General features: G+C 66.3%; 11 protein-coding genes. 2 read left to right on the forward strand and 9 right to left on the reverse strand.

Annotated features, from left to right (window positions below):
- Positions 1–400: 400 nt before the first annotated feature.
- Positions 401–694: a type II toxin-antitoxin system Phd/YefM family antitoxin gene (locus ABXH26_RS13375; protein ID WP_434783428.1), complete on the forward strand. Its 294-nt coding sequence runs from the start codon at positions 401–403 to the stop codon at positions 692–694.
- Positions 691–954 (forward strand): Txe/YoeB family addiction module toxin, encoded by a 264-nt coding sequence (locus ABXH26_RS13380; RefSeq protein WP_353567582.1) that lies wholly within the window; start codon positions 691–693, stop codon positions 952–954. Before ABXH26_RS13375 ends, ABXH26_RS13380 begins: the two co-directional genes overlap by 4 nt.
- 276 nt (positions 955–1,230) lie before the next feature.
- Here the strand turns inward: ABXH26_RS13380 and ABXH26_RS13385 are convergent, their stop codons facing one another.
- The 9 genes from ABXH26_RS13385 to ABXH26_RS13425 all read right to left on the reverse strand — a co-directional run bounded on the left by ABXH26_RS13385 (position 1,231) and on the right by ABXH26_RS13425 (position 14,285).
- Positions 1,231–1,926, reverse strand: a complete 696-nt coding sequence (locus ABXH26_RS13385) for an IS110 family transposase (RefSeq protein WP_353567583.1) — start codon at positions 1,924–1,926, stop codon at positions 1,231–1,233.
- A gap of 623 nt (positions 1,927–2,549) precedes the next feature.
- Entirely contained in the window at positions 2,550–5,216 is a 2,667-nt protein-coding gene (locus tag ABXH26_RS13390) for a VWA domain-containing protein (protein ID WP_353567584.1), read from the reverse strand.
- A 29-nt stretch (positions 5,217–5,245) separates the two neighbouring features.
- On the reverse strand, positions 5,246–7,063 hold the full coding sequence (locus tag ABXH26_RS13395; protein WP_353567585.1) for a BatA domain-containing protein: 1,818 nt from the start codon (positions 7,061–7,063) through the stop codon (positions 5,246–5,248).
- A gap of 6 nt (positions 7,064–7,069) precedes the next feature.
- Complete coding sequence (locus tag ABXH26_RS13400; RefSeq protein ID WP_353567586.1) at positions 7,070–7,951, reverse strand: DUF58 domain-containing protein; 882 nt, start codon at positions 7,949–7,951, stop codon at positions 7,070–7,072.
- Entirely contained in the window at positions 7,948–9,432 is a 1,485-nt protein-coding gene (locus ABXH26_RS13405; RefSeq protein ID WP_353567587.1) for a hypothetical protein, read from the reverse strand. The genes ABXH26_RS13400 and ABXH26_RS13405 overlap by 4 nt, the downstream gene beginning before the upstream one ends.
- A 5-nt stretch (positions 9,433–9,437) precedes the next feature.
- Positions 9,438–10,436, reverse strand: a complete 999-nt coding sequence (locus ABXH26_RS13410; RefSeq protein WP_353567588.1) for an ABC transporter ATP-binding protein — start codon at positions 10,434–10,436, stop codon at positions 9,438–9,440.
- 18 nt (positions 10,437–10,454) lie between these two features.
- Complete coding sequence (locus ABXH26_RS13415) at positions 10,455–12,203, reverse strand: hypothetical protein (RefSeq protein ID WP_353567589.1); 1,749 nt, start codon at positions 12,201–12,203, stop codon at positions 10,455–10,457.
- 3 nt (positions 12,204–12,206) lie between these two features.
- Positions 12,207–13,223 (reverse strand): AAA family ATPase, encoded by a 1,017-nt coding sequence (locus ABXH26_RS13420; RefSeq protein ID WP_353567590.1) that lies wholly within the window; start codon positions 13,221–13,223, stop codon positions 12,207–12,209.
- A gap of 189 nt (positions 13,224–13,412) precedes the next feature.
- Positions 13,413–14,285: a LysM peptidoglycan-binding domain-containing protein gene (locus ABXH26_RS13425; RefSeq protein WP_353567591.1), complete on the reverse strand. Its 873-nt coding sequence runs from the start codon at positions 14,283–14,285 to the stop codon at positions 13,413–13,415.
- Positions 14,286–14,297: the final 12 nt, after the last annotated feature.

Genomic DNA, 14,297 nt, shown 5'->3' on the forward strand with positions numbered 1-14,297 from the left:
GCGAAGCATGGGCGCTTTTACGGTGAAAGCCGTCGTTCGCAGCCGCTACTTCGGAGTGATCGGGAATTCAGTGCGTTTGTGGCAACTGCTGCATCACGTCCGGCGCTTGGCCTTCAAAGGGTGGAACCGCCGCAGCCAGCGGTGCAGCTTCACCTGGGCGGAGTTTGCCGAGGCATGGGAGCGGTGGAAGATGCCGCGGCCGAAGATTGTGGAAACCCCGTTACCCTGGAGCTGGCGGGAGGCTCGACAAGCCGGGAGAGCATGGGTAAACGATGAAGTCAGAAACAGAAACCAACGGCGTCGCGGAATCGAAGCGCGTCCATCCGAGGAGCCCGGTGCGGTCATTCCGCATGCCGGGATCTGCGAGGGGGGCGCCGGATGACCGGCGTCCCTACCTGCAATGGGCAGAAGTCCCGCTTGCAATACGCACGGAATAGCGCACGCTCCCTCCGTGAAGACGATTACGGCAACTACGGCGAGATCCGACCTCTATCGGGTGATCGATTCGACGCTCTCAGACCACGAACCCGTTCAAATTACCGGGAAGAGAGGTAACGCAGTTCTCATCGCTGAATCGGATTGGCGATCGATCCAAGAGACTCTCCACCTGGTGAGTATTCCTGGCATGCGTGAGTCGATTTTGGACGGCATGGCAGAATCGATTGACGACTGTAGTAGTGAGATCGACCTGTGAGCTACGATTTGATCTACACGCGGCAGGCGAGGAAGGATGCGAAGAAGCTCAAGGGTTCACCGCTCGCTAGGAAGGCGCGAGAGCTTCTCGATTTGATCAGCGAAGATCCGTTTGCAGACCCTCCTCCGTTCGAGGCGCTGATTGGAGATTTAAGGGGCGCATTCTCCCGTCGTCTCAACATCCAGCATCGGCTTGTCTACCAGGTCATCGAAGAGGAGAAGCTCGTGAAGGTGCTACGACTCTGGACCCACTACGAATAAAGCCGAACCCCAAAGATAGCTTCGGGCGGTAGCCCCGAAGCTATCGGTTGTTGAACGGGCCCAGGCGGGTTGGGCGGGCGGTGTGGCTATCGCTCTTGCGGTTTCAATCCGCGTCTGTGGGTCAACGACTTGCCGTGATCGGGCGGCGGCGGATGGCCGTTTGACGACCTCCGCGGGGGCCGCGGGGCGAATCGCTCCGGGATTCGCCCGCGCCGGGAGAGGTGCGAGTCGCCAGTGGAGCGGGGTTTCCGGAAACGCGGCGAAGCATGGACGCTTTTACGGTGAAAACCGTCGTTCGCAGCCGCACGTTCCCACGGCATGGCTTGCGGCGGTGCTTGGGTGAAGCTGGGGAGGATGTGGGTCATCGCCGCACGGTGGTTCGGATCGGTGGTGGGCGGCATCGGGGAGCTTGAGCCCGCGCAGGTAGTTGCGGTGGGCCTGGGTCCAGTGGGTCTTGCCGTCGTAGCGGTAGCCGAGGCGGCGGAGCAGCGCGAGCAGGCGTGTCTTGGCGCGGCGGAGGTCGTCGACGGCGTCGGTGCGCGCCCGGCAGAGGTCGCGGATGGCTTCATCGAGCTCGTCGGGGATAGGGACGGCGACGAGGTCATTGGCGTGCAGCAAGCGGGCGAGTTTGGCGGCATCCCGCTTGTCGGTTTTCACGCGATCGCCGGAGCGCGTGGGGATGAGCGAGGGGGCGATGACCTCGCAACGCACGCCCATCTGCCGGAGCCTGCGGGCAATCCAGAAGCCGCAGCCGCTGGCTTCGTAACAGACGTGGAGGTCGGAGAGCTTGCGGCCCTGCTGTTTGGCGATGCGGCGCAGGGCGCGCTCCAGCGCGTGCCGGGAGGTGGTGACCGATCCATAGAGACGGGGTTCCGCGTCGCGGGAGGCCTCCAGGATCGCGATGATCGTTTGTTCTTTATGGACGTCGAGTCCGAGGTAGAGTGTGCGGGTCGTGTCTGAGTTCGTTTTCATTCGCGCTAATCGATTGATGTTGGATAGGTCGCCACGACCGCGTGTCGGGGCGATAGCCCACGGATTGAACCAGCCACGACACCTCCTTTCCAACCTTCAACCCACCCCGGAGGCGCCCGACTGCCTCAAGTCGCAGCCATAGGGTCTCGCTAAGAATCTGTGACTGCAATTTCACAAGCCACGCCCAGCCCGTGGAAGATCATCAGAGCGCCACTGCTTCAGCAGGCGATCTCCTGGGTGATCTCAGGCTTAATCGCGGACTTCGGTGTCATCAGCACTTGGGTCACGTATGCGATTTTCACCTATTGGCCCGTTGCTCTTCCAATGGTGGTTTTCAGGCGCCGACGATTCTCACGCGCGGATTTGACGTTTGTCCGGTGGGGATTCCCATGCATCGCCATAATCTATTTGACGTTGGGTTATCGTGTCCATGGATTGGTGCAGAACCTCCTTGAACGGCTCTAACGAAGAACAAAGCGAACGACTGCTCACCCAACCGCCTGACCCGCTCCGAGTCGAATTTTCACCGTTATTAGAACCTTCAACCCACACTCAACGCGCGGCTGCCGTCAGTCGGTTGATGTGCTCTGACGACCGCCAAGAATATCCCGTTGACCGACCGGTCATTTTCGATCCTTGGCCCGCTGGTAGCGGGAGCGGCGGGTGGACTCTTGGGGCGACGGCGGAGCTTCCTTTTCCGGAGTGGCCGGCGGCTTTTCGGGGGTCGTCGGAGGGCTCCGGCGGGCCGGTTTGGGCGGGCGCGGGGTTTTCGGTCGACGTTCGAAGCGGGGCATCGCGGGCAGCGGCAGGCGCCAGCCGGTGCGGGTGACGAGGGCATCGGCGAGGAGGAGGAAAAGCAGCGAGCCCGCCAGCCACGGGCGCAGGGAGGTGGCCCGCTCGCGCGGCGGGCGCAGCCAGGCTTCCGAGAGATCGACCAGCTCGCGGCCGCCGGTCTGGCGCGAGACCGAGCGCAATTCCTCGATCCGCGCGGGATCGAAGGCCCACTCGACCGAGGCTCCGACCGACAGCGGACCGAAGGGTATCGCGTGCTCGCCGACCTGGGCGGCCCCGCGCAGCACCGAACCTTCCTCAAGGTCACGCGTGAGGGTGAAACGGCCGGGCTCCATGCGCCGCCATGGCACTTCGTAGGGAGCGGAAAACGGGCCCTCCTCGACGAGGCGGACCCGCGGCGGGGCGATGGCGAACTTTTCCCCCCACTCCTCGGGATCGTAGAGAAGATCGACGGTGAGGCGGGTGCCATCGATCCGGTGCTTCAGCCCGATCCCGGGCGGCAGGTCGAGGCCCATCAGCCAGCGGGTGAGGGTCTGGACGAAGTCGCCGTAGCCCGGCCACGCACGAGTGAGATCGGAGAACTCGCCGCCGAGCGGAAACGACACGGCAGCGGTGAGGCCAAGCCCGCGCCGGCCCTGGGCGACCAGCGGGGCGTGGTATTCATCAGTGGTGACCAGCGATACCGTGGCGTCCTCGCGGGCGTAGGAGAGGTTGTAGCCATCAACCTGCCCGAGCCACTCGAGCGGCTTTGGTGAAACCTCGGCCCAGCGTCCGCTATCGAGCGTGCCGACCGGCTCCTCGACGAAGGCCGAACGGGCGATGGTCACGGTTTCCTGAGCGAAGATCTTCGGGATATCGACGGCGCGCTCGGAGAAGAAAATGCGGCCATCGCCGCGCTTGGCGATGTCCTCCAGCAGGGCGGCATCCGAGTCCTTGCGGGTGCCGAGGCCGATCACGGAAACGGTGGCGCCCTCCTTCTTCATTTCCTCCAGCAGGCGCTTGTAGTCGCCGGGTTCCTCCGAGTCCGCGGCGTCGGAAAAAAGGATCACGTGGCGGGTGCCGACCTGGGTTTTCTTGAGTTCCTTCCACGCCGCCTTGAGGCCCTCGTAGACGAAGATGCCGCCGCCCATCGACTGCACCTTGCGGGCGGCCTTCTGGAGCTTGGCCTTGTTGCCGCCGATGCGGGTCATGGGGACGATCACGTGCGGGGCGCTATCGACCGCGATGATGCTCACCTGGTCCTGCATGCCGAGCAGCTCGATGGTTTCGGCCGCGCCGTTGTTGGCGAGGTCCATCTTGGTGAGGTTCTTGCCGCCGGCGTTGACCGTGACCGACATCGACCCGGAGCGGTCGAGCACCACGGCTAGCGCGACGGCCAGCTTGCGGTGCTCGTTTTTCAGCTCCATGGAAACGGGCAGCAGCGGATCGATCGACGATTGGAAATACCCGCCCGAGCCGAACGACTGCTTGCCGCCGACCATCATGAAGCCGCCGGCCTGCTCGCGGACGAAGAAGTCGAGCGCCTTGAGGAAATCATCGGGCACCTCGTGGGCGGGGATGTTGTTGAAAACCACCGCCCGGCAGCCGGACAAGCGGCCGGGCTGGAGGGTCTGGCTCCGGGTTTCCACATCGACCGTGAAATCCAGCGAAGCGAGCACCTTGGCCAGCGGGTCGTCGAGGTAGTTGGTGACCACCAGCACGCGCGGGCCGCCGGTGATCTCGATCCACTTCGATGAGCGGTTGTTTCCCGGATGGGCGTCGTTTTCCGGTACGATCTCGGCGCGATACTCGAACGAGCCGGTGACCGGGATGCGGTCGGTGAACTCGGCCTGGCCGACGCCGTTGACCAGCTCGACCTCGGTATCGAGCAGCTTCTGGTCGCCGCGGAAGATGGTGATCGGCAGCTTGCCATCGATCGAGCCGCGGGCGGTGACCGAGAACAGGAACGGCTCGCCGGCCTGGCTGCGCTCGGGCAGCTCGATGTGCGAGATGCGGAAGTCATCGAGCGTGTCCTCGCGGACGAGGCGGAAATCGACCGGGATGCCTCGTTTTTCCAACTGCCCGGCGGCCTCGGTGAGCGGCTCGGTGGAGAAGCCGTCGGTGAACACCAGCACGCGCGACGAGCGGTTCTCGTCCGCCAGCGCGGCCACGTGCGAGAGCGCCAGCCCGGTGCGGGTGAGCTTGCGCGAACCGGTGAAGCTGTCGCCATCGCTGCCGTGCTCCACGATCTCCGCGCCGTAGTCGTAGAGCTTAAGTTGGTCGCGCCGGGAAGGCTTCGACTTGTCCAGCAGCCGCTGCCATTCGGGCAGGCCCTTGTCGACGAGGTCCTCGGTCGAGTTCGATCGGTCGAGCAGCACCCAGAGGTCGATCGAGTCATCCCGCCGGACCAGCGTGGGATCGGCGAGCAGCGTGGCCGCACCGAAGAGCAGCAGCAGCCGCAGGGGCGAAAACACCCGCAGCCCGCGCCACATCCAGCCGATGAGCAACACGGCGGGCACGAGCAGAAACCATTGGGGCGCGGCGAAGGTCATAAGGCGGTCGAAGGCGGAGCGAGGGAAGGTTCGGCGTCGCGGACGCCGCGCTTGCTGAAGTGCCAGGAAACGAGGACCACGGCGATGAGGAGCAGCACCCAGGCGCGCCACCAGTGGTCCTCGGTGGTGTGGCGTTCGACGGCCTGCGAGGCGGAGTTCGAAAGGTCCCCGGCGGTGGCGCAGGCGGTCAGGTCGGCCTCACGGGAGTCGGCGAAATGGAGGCCGGCGGTGAGCAGGTCGGTCTCGCCTTGACGAACCACCAGGTAGCCGGGCTGGGCCGGGGCCTCGATCCGCAGGCGCGAGCTGACCGACAAGGGGCAGGTGGTGGTTTCCCCGGCGAGCAGGTCGGTCGTTTCCAGGTTGGCGGGCGTGTCGGTCGAGGCGGCGAGCGAGATGGCCTGGCCGGTCTCGAGGTTGGCGGAGGAGGGGGCCACGCGCTGGTCGCGCAGGCTTTCGACGAAGCGATGGAGGCAGACGATGAAGGCCGGCTGGGTGGCGGCGTTGGACAGGCGGAGGTCGAAGTTGAAGCACAGCTGGCGGCCGGGTGGGGCGTTCTCGCGCGCGGTTTCGTGGACGAAGATCAGCGGCCGCTCGTCCTGCCAGAGCAGGACGTTGTCGGAGGGCTGGCGGTCGAGCTGGATGGTCTCGCGGACCAGCAATGACTGCCAGTTGAGGTCGGCCACGAGCGGGTGCTCCTCGGCCACGATGCCGCCCTTGAGGTAGGCGCCGGCGCGGGTGTCGTCGTTGACGAAAACGATGGCGTTTCCATCCGGCAGGGCCGGATCGAGCGGATCGTAGGAGGTGATGGAAAGGTCGGCCTGCGACAGGTCGTCGACCGGCTCGATCGCCTCCAGCGAGCGCACCATGCGATCGGCCAGCTCGGCGAATTCCGGCGAGGTGGCGGTGAAAAGCCGCACGGTCTTCGGTCGCGGACGGACGAGCGGAAGTACGTCATCCATCGTAAAAGCGTCCGCCGACAGCCGGACCACCGCGCGGTCGCGGTCGCCGGGCAGCGCGGCCTGGAGGGAAACCACCGCGCCGGGCTCGAGGTCGAGCGGCTTCGGCTCACTGCTGGCGCCATCCGGATAGACCACCTGCCAGGTGCGTTGGGCGGGGGCGGTTCCGTGGTTGCGGACCAGGGCGTGCCAGACGTCGGCGCCCTGCTCGCGCGAGAAGCGCACGCCGGTGAAGCCGACGTTTTCCTGCGGCGACCCGATGGCGAGCAGCGAGGCATCGTAGGGGAGCGACTCGACCGGTGTGTCGGTGGCATAGACCACCGCGCCCTCGCGGCCGACCAGTGATCGGGCGATGCGCAGGACGGGCTCCGGCGAGAGCACCCCGCCAGCGGGCGTCCAGGAATCGAGCGCGGCGATGGCCTCATCGACCGAGGTCCCGTGATAGAGACGGTCGTTGCCGGGAGTGCTGTCGAGCAGGGTGAGCTCCAGCGTGGCGGCGGCCCCGCGCAACGACGGCAGCTGTTCCTTGAGTCCCTTGGCGAGGGCCTCGCGAAAGACGCCCATCGAGGCGGAGCTGTCGAGCACCACGGCGACGCGCTGGGTGCTCTGCGGCCGCTGGTAGCGCGGCTCGGCGAGGATCCATGCCAGCAGCAGCACGCCGAGGAGCTGCATCCACAGCGGCACTGAATTCATCAATCGATCGACCCGCCGGCCGCTGGCCGACTCGCGCTGCGTCTTGGCCAGCAGGAACAGGGTCGAGACCGGCAGCTCGCGCGCCTTGCGCTGGAGGAAATGGATCGCCAGCACGGCGGGAATGCCGAGCAGGGCCCAAAGTCCGGCTGGATTGGCGAGGGTCAAAACGGGTCAGGCTTGGGTTTCGAAAGCGGCGGCGGGCACGGCCTCGGCGAAGAGGGAGGTCTGGAAATCCGGCTCGGCGGCGACGCGGGCGAAGGCGGCGTGATGCCGGCGGGCGGCGTTTTTCCAGAGGGTGAAATGACGGCCGTAAGCCTCCTTGTAGCGACGCAGGACGTTCGGCTCGATGCGGTGCGGGTGACGGCTGCCGGCCTCGGCATCGATGAACTCGAGATTGCCGTGCCAGTCGGGATCCGCCTCGGAGCGCGAGTAGGGGGCGAGCAGGATGGGCGAGCCGTGGCGACCGGAAAGCAGCCGCAGCGGCGGCTCGGGATCGCCCTCGAAAAGCAGGTCGGAGACGAACACGCGGATCGCGTTCTGGCGCAGCGGGATGCGGGAAAGGTCGGGCGAGGCGGCCGAGTCGGTGGCGGGCAGGCCGCGGACGGTGTCGAACCAGCGGTGGGTCACGATTTCTTCCACCGGCACCGGTCGCACGGTCGCGCCCCGAACCAGGTGAACCGAGGTGGCGGCGCCGGAGTGGCGCGCGCTTTCGACGACCAGATAGATCAGCTCGATGGCGCGGGTGGCCTTGGCGGGCTCGAAGAACATCGACTCGGACACGTCGAGAATCACGTCGACCACCGGCCGCACCTCCTCGCGGTAGAGCTTCATGGTGTAGTTGCCGGTGCGGGCGTAGGCCTGCCAGTTGATGTGACGCGGGTCATCGCCCGGCACGTAGGTCCGGTGATCCTGGAAATCGAGCGACGAGCCGGTGCCGGCACCGAGGAACTCGCCGGCCGCGCCTTTCCAGACCCGCGAGCGCAGGGGCAGGCGCAGCCGTCCGGCCGCGGCGAGGGCGCGGGCGTGGCATTCGGTGAGGAGCTCCGGGGTCATGGGCTGGGGACGCTTTGCTGCTCGATGGCAGGCAGCTTGCGGAGGTGCATCAGGGCGGTGACGAGCAGGATCCCCAGGTGCAGGGCCGTGAAGATGAGGGTGACCAGGAGCACCTGGCCGTCGTCAAAGCGCGGCGAGCTGACCATCGCCGCGGCTGCGCCCGGCAGCCACGAGAAGAACCAGAGGAAATCCTTGTCCCGCTGGTAGCCCAGCGATTGTTCGAGGATCACGAGGAGAATGACGATGACGAGGTTGCTGAGGAAAATCAGGGTGCAGCGGGTGAAGCGCCGGCGGTCGTGTTTTTTCGAGAATGCCAGCAGTGTGGCGGGCATCAGCAACATGTTCAGGAACGAAACCGAGACCGCCAGCACGTCCTCATCGAGCCGTTGATGGCGGTAGGTCAGGGCCACGGATGCGCAGGCCAGGGCGACCACCGGCAGCAGCCACAGGACAGCGGTCGGCCAGCCGGGATAGAGGAAACGCGACGCTCCTTTCCCGAGCGCCCCCAGCCGGAGAAACGAGGCGCAGTGCGGCGGCAGCACCTCGAAAGGCTCGGCGAGCGAAAGAAAGCCCACGGGAACGATGAGGGCGAACAGCAGCAGCAGCACGGACTCGGAGTCGAGCGAGGGTGCGGTCAGCGGGATGATGGGAAACAGCAGCAGCATCCCCAGTGTGACGAGCCGCCGCGAGGTGGCGTGATTTTCCGCGGCCGGGGCGATCATCGAGGCACCGATGCCGAGCGCCAGCCACGCGAAATACAGGATGGCGGCCAGCAGTCCCAGCACCGCCCAGCGTGCCTCGCGGTCGGGCAGCGAGAAGATCTCGATCAGCTCCTCGAAGTCGTTGTCGAAGATCAGCCCGGGGATCCAGAAAACGCCCGAGGCCAGCGCGATCAGCGGCACCAGCCCGCGGATCAGCACGCTGGGCACGGCGGAAAAGCCGATCACCACCGCCGTGAGCCCGGCGGAAAGCAGGAAGGTGTAGGTGAGCAGCGCCAGCTCACCGACCAGGTTCATTTCCCCGAACCAGTAGCGCAGCACCAGATAGGGCAGCACGGCGACGAAGATCAGCCCGGACTGGCTGACGATCGACACCCATTTCCCCAGCACGATCCGCCAGGCGCCGAGGCGGGTGAGGACCATCAGCTCCATCGTGTTCGACTCGATCTCGCGATGCAGCGTGCCGATGCCGCGCATCGGCTGCACGACCAGCAGGGCCACGCCGTAGAAGAGAAATACGATGCGCGTGACCAGCACGCCGGCTTCGCCCGGGTTCGAGGCGGCGGCCAGCGCAGTCAGCATCAGGAAAGCCAGCAGGCCCTGGAGCAAAAGAAAGACGGCGACGAAAGTCCGCGCACGCAGGCCCTGGCGCAGCTCCTTGACGAGCATCGGGGAAAGCCGGTCGCTGAAGTCGCGCAGCCGGTCCGCGACCATGACGGCCGGGGCGGCAGGGACGGGGGCGGGTGGCGTCGGCTCCGACATGGCTCTCAGGGCGCGAAGGTGGTGGGGGCGGCCGGCTTTTCCGCGGCGGCGGCGTTTTCCTGGTCGAGCCGGCCGAGCATATCGATGAAGGCGTCCTCGAGGTTGCGCTGCTCGCGGTGGAACTCGGTGACCGGCAGGTTGTCCTTGATCATGCGTGCCAGCACGCCGGCGGCGCGTTCGGGCTCGGAGCTCTCGATGCGCACCCGGCCGCCGTGCTTGCGGGCTTCGAGGAACTCGATGTGCGGGTTCACCGAGCACCACTCGGCGAGCCGCGACGGATCGCCGGCGATCTGCACGTCGTAGAGCATGCCGCCGGCGGAGTCGGTGCCGTTGCGGAGCGATTCGGCATCGCCGTGGTGGACGATGCGGCCGTTGTTCACGAACAGCAGGGAGTCGCACATCTCGCCCAGCTCGGAGAGGATGTGGGACGAGATGAAAATGGTTTTCCCCTCCTGGGCGAGGACCCGGATCAGGTGCTTCAGCTCGACGCGGGCCTTCGGGTCGAGCCCGGCGGCGGGTTCGTCCATGATCAGCACCTGCGGATCATGCAGCAGCGCGCGACCGAGGCACAGCCGCTGGGTAAGGCCCTTGGAGAGCTTGTTGGAAAAGCGGTCGGCCAGCGGGACGAGGTCGGTGAACTCCATCACTTCCTGCACCCGCTCGCGGCGCTCGTCGCCGGAGTAGCCGAAGGCGCGGGCGTAGAAATCGAGATACTCGAGCACGGTCATGTGCTCGTAGTTGCCGAAATGGTCCGGCATCCAGCCGATCAGCCGGCGGACTTGCTCGGGGTAGTGGACGACGTTGATGCCGCAGACCTCGGCCGAGCCCATGGTCGGGTAGTCGAGCGTCGCCAGGATGCGCATGGTGGTCGTCTTGCCCGCCCCGTTGGCCCCCACGAAACCGCACACCGAACCGTGGGGGATCTCGAACGAAATCCCGTTCACGGCCTTCAGCTGGCCGAAGTAGCGGTAGAGGTTGTGAACGCGGATGGCGGCGTCGGACATGTTGGAAAAAGTCGGTGGCTAGCGGATCACCGGTCCGGTGAGGACGGTGGTGGTTTCCTGCCAGCGGATGGCGGTGAAGGTTTCGAGGGCGGGGGCTTGGGTGGTGATGGCGAAGAAGCGGTCGGTGGTGGCGCCGCCGAGCATGCGTTGGTGGCGGGCGCCGAAACGGGCGCCGATTTCCTTGATTTCGGCTTTCCACCCCGCATCCGGCATCGGGCTCGCCTGCACGGGCTTGCCGGTCTCCAGGTTCCGCGCCACCCAGCGGTTCTTGCTACGGTCGGTGTAGTAGATCGTTTCCACCGGGAAATCGAAGGTCGAGAAGAGCACCGGCGTTTCGCCCTCGGCGGAGCGCAGCTCGATGCGTCCGCGGGTGGGCACCACGGCCTCGATCACCTGGCCCTGCTCGGAACGGCTGCGGAACCAGTCGCCCGTCAGCTTGAGTCCGTCGTCGGTGAAGGCGGCGGTGTATTCGAGGTCGCCGCCACCTTCTCCGCTGTGAAGGCGCGTCCAGGGTCCGTAAGCCATCGGGACCGGGGAAACGACGGCATCTTCGGTGAGCGTGAACCCGGAGCGGAGCAGCACGCCGGTGCGGGTGACCTGCTCCTGGTGGACATAGGCGCGATTCTCGTCCGGCTGCACCTCGATCAGGGCCAGCCTCTCGCCCCGGCCGCCGACGCCATCGCGCATCAGGATCAGACCGAGCAGCAGCAGGCAGGTGGCCAGCGAAATGATCGGCGTGGTGATGAACAGCCGGTGACGCCGGCCCGACTTGGCGAAAACAAACAGGTTCACCGGTCCGACGAGCACGCCAAAGGCGATCAGCACGAACACGAACAGCCCGTATTCGAACGCGCGGGCACCGAATTTCACGTGCAGCGGCCAGCGGGTGGAGTAGTCGTTGTCGAGGCTCTTGATCCGCGATTCCGGCCCCGAGCGCAGCTGGGAAACAATCGCCGACGCATCGAGCAGCAGGTCGGCGGGCACGCTGTCGAGCGCCACGGTGCCGAGTCCGTAGTCGCCCGACGCGGTCACGGTCGCCACCTCGATGCCGAGGCTTTCGAAGGTGGCCGGGCTGCCGCCGATCCGGAAGATCCGGATTTTTCCGCCGAGGCGGCACCACTCGAGCATCGCCGTGCGGGCCGACGGCGCGAGCGCCAGCCAGTCGGCATCGGTCAGCATGGCCAGGTCGTAGCCGGCGTAGGCGCGCCAGTCGCCGGGCATGCGGTTGGGATCGAAGCTGGCGGCGAAAACATACGATCCGTAGCCGCTGCCGCTGGTGTTGACCTGCTTGTCCAGCGCGCCGCTGTTCGGGGTGAAAAGCGGCTCGGACATCAGCACCGCGGGCATGGAGGACGACCACTCGCCACTCAGGTTGCCGTGGATGCGTCCGTAGCTGCCGGAAACGGAGACGTTGAGGGCGGATTGGATTTCCCCGCCCATCAGCAGCGCGGTGCCGAGAGGGACCAGCAGGTCGCGGTCGACGGTCTCACCCGCGGGCAGGCCGATCTGGAACTCCGAGCGCATCCGCGAGTCGTCGCCGACCTCCGAGGTGGCGGAAATGCTGATGCTCGCATCGCTCTTGCGATCATTGGACGCGCTGATCCGCACCGGCAGGAAACCGCCCGGTGCCGGCATGCTGAAGAGCGCCGTGGCCTCGATCGCGCTGCGGTCGTCGGCATGGGTCGGCTCGGGCGCGAGGCGGAAAAGCGACTCCTGCGCCAGCAGCGCGGGGGTGAGGAAAAGACAGCAGAGCAGGCGCCGGATCATGCTTCAACCGGGGTTGGCGGGAGTCATGACACGGGGCGTGGCGGAGGACTGCCCGGGGACCTCGGAAAGGATGGCCCGGACCACGTCATTGTGGGTCAGGCCTTCGACGCGGGCGTTGTATTCGAGGACGATCCGGTGACGCAGCACGGCGGGGGCGACGAAGCGCACGTCCTCGAACGAGGCGTTGACCCGGCCGTTCATCAGCGCCCGGGCTTTCGCCGCCGAGGCCAGCGACAGGGCGGCCCGCGGGCTGGCGCCGTAGCGGACGCTTTTGGAGGCGGCCGATTGGCCGGGGTGGGTGGCGTCCACCAGGCGGGCGATGTAGTTCGCCACCACGTCCGGCAGGAAGATCCGGCGCACCAGCGAGAGGGTTTCGTCGAGGTCCTCCGAGCTCATGATCGCCTCGACTTCCGGTTCGCCCCCGAGTTCGCGTTGGGAAACGATCCGCTCCAGCGTTTCCACACTGTTTCTCGTGACCTCCAGCTTGAACAGGAAGCGGTCGAGCTGCGCCTCGGGCAGCGGGTAGGTGCCCTCGAGCTCGATCGGGTTCTGGGTGGCCAGCACGAAGAAGGGTTTTGGAAGCTCGTGCGTCTGGCCGAGCACCGTGACGCGCCGCTCCTGCATGGCCTCGAGCAGCGCGGACTGGGTCTTGGGCGAGGCGCGGTTGATTTCGTCGGCCAGCACGATGTTGGTGAACAGCGGGCCGGGCTGGAACACGAACTCACGGCGTCCGTCGACCTCCTGCAGCACCGGGTTTCCCGTGATATCGCCAGGCAGCAGGTCGGGGGTGAACTGGACCCGCTTGGTGCCGAGCCGGAGCGTTTTCGAGAGCCCTTTGACCAGCTCGGTCTTGCCGAGGCCGGGCAGGCCCTCGAGGAGGATGTGGCCGCGGGAGAGGACGCCGGTGATGACCAACTCGATCAGCTCCTCCTGGCCGAACAGGACCTGATTGAGGGCCGCGGTGAGCGAGCGGACATGCTTTCCAGCGGCGGCGACTTCGGTTTCAGAGGCGAATTCCATGCGGATCTAACGAACGGGTCTGCGTGGATTATTGGAAGGTTTGATGAATGCGCGATGAAAAAGCTCCGCGCGCTTTATCATCGCGCGGGCCGACGGGACGCGGGAAACGCAAATCCGCCCGGGGGGGAATCAGACCCCGGGCGGATTGCCATGCCCTGCTGAAGGGCCGTTCTCAGCGGAAAGTCCGGCTCAATGAGGCTGAGCGGGAATGTAGAGCTCGGAGCCTTCCGCTAGGACCTGGTTCGGTTCGAGACTGAGTCCATTGAGAGCATTGAGTTTCGCCGGCGAGGCGTCGTATTGGGCGGCGAAGTCGGCGAACTTGATCTTTTCCGTGATGCGCACCGAGGTCACGCGGGTCCGCTGGCTCACCGTCTCGGTGGCCTCGGCCTCCTTCTTGCGCGGAGCGGGTGCCTCCTTCGTCACCTTCGGTTCGGAAGAGGCGACTTCGCGCTTCGGCTCCGCGGCCGGGGTGGGCGAGGCGAGCTTGAGGGTCTGCCCGATGCGCAGGGCGTTCGCGTTCACGTCGGGGTTGGCGCGAGCGAGGTCGTCGACCGAAATCCCGTGGCGGCGGGCGATGCTGTAGAAAGTTTCCCCGGCACCGACCTTGTGGGTGGCGACGGCGGTTTGCGTGGCCGGCGACGCCGCAGGTGACTGGGAAGCGGGAGCTTCCGTGATCTGAAGTCGCTGGCCGACGCGGATCAGGCCGGCGTTGCGGAGGCCGTTGAGCTTCACCAGCTTGGTGGTGGTGGTGCCGTGGCGGGTCGCGATCTTCGACAGCGACTCGCCGGCCTTCACCGTGTGGTAGACCGGCTTGGCGGCGGCCTCCGGCTGGGGAGCGGTCGTGGCCGGGGCGGCGGCTTCCTTTTTGAAAACGGGGGCCACGGCGGCTTCGCGGTGGTCGGCCAGAAGTTCGCGCAGGCGGCTGTTTTCCAACTCCAGCCGGCGGATCTGGCGCTCCTGTTCGTCGCAGCGGCGATGGAGGTCGTCTCCTTTTTCGGCCGCCGAAACGATCGGCAAGGTCAGCGCGCAGGAGGTGATCAGGAGCGATGCCAGCGTCTTCATGTTGAGGTGGAG

Origin of the sequence: Haloferula sargassicola (genome assembly GCF_040362925.1) — a bacterium.
Taxonomy (GTDB): Bacteria; Verrucomicrobiota; Verrucomicrobiia; order Verrucomicrobiales; family Akkermansiaceae; genus Haloferula; species Haloferula sargassicola.

What these genes read in the sequence shown, in the direction of transcription:
- ABXH26_RS13375 (WP_434783428.1), top strand. Translation starts at nt 401, where the DNA reads ATGGGCAGAAGTCCCGCTTGCAATACGCACGGAATAGCGCACGCTCCC.
- ABXH26_RS13410 (WP_353567588.1), bottom strand. Translation starts at nt 10,436, where the DNA reads ATGTCCGACGCCGCCATCCGCGTTCACAACCTCTACCGCTACTTCGGC.
- ABXH26_RS13425 (WP_353567591.1), bottom strand. Translation starts at nt 14,285, where the DNA reads ATGAAGACGCTGGCATCGCTCCTGATCACCTCCTGCGCGCTGACCTTG.
- ABXH26_RS13415 (WP_353567589.1), bottom strand. Translation starts at nt 12,203, where the DNA reads ATGATCCGGCGCCTGCTCTGCTGTCTTTTCCTCACCCCCGCGCTGCTG.
- ABXH26_RS13420 (WP_353567590.1), bottom strand. Translation starts at nt 13,223, where the DNA reads ATGGAATTCGCCTCTGAAACCGAAGTCGCCGCCGCTGGAAAGCATGTC.
- ABXH26_RS13405 (WP_353567587.1), bottom strand. Translation starts at nt 9,432, where the DNA reads ATGTCGGAGCCGACGCCACCCGCCCCCGTCCCTGCCGCCCCGGCCGTC.
- ABXH26_RS13400 (WP_353567586.1), bottom strand. Translation starts at nt 7,951, where the DNA reads ATGACCCCGGAGCTCCTCACCGAATGCCACGCCCGCGCCCTCGCCGCG.
- ABXH26_RS13385 (WP_353567583.1), bottom strand. Translation starts at nt 1,926, where the DNA reads ATGAAAACGAACTCAGACACGACCCGCACACTCTACCTCGGACTCGAC.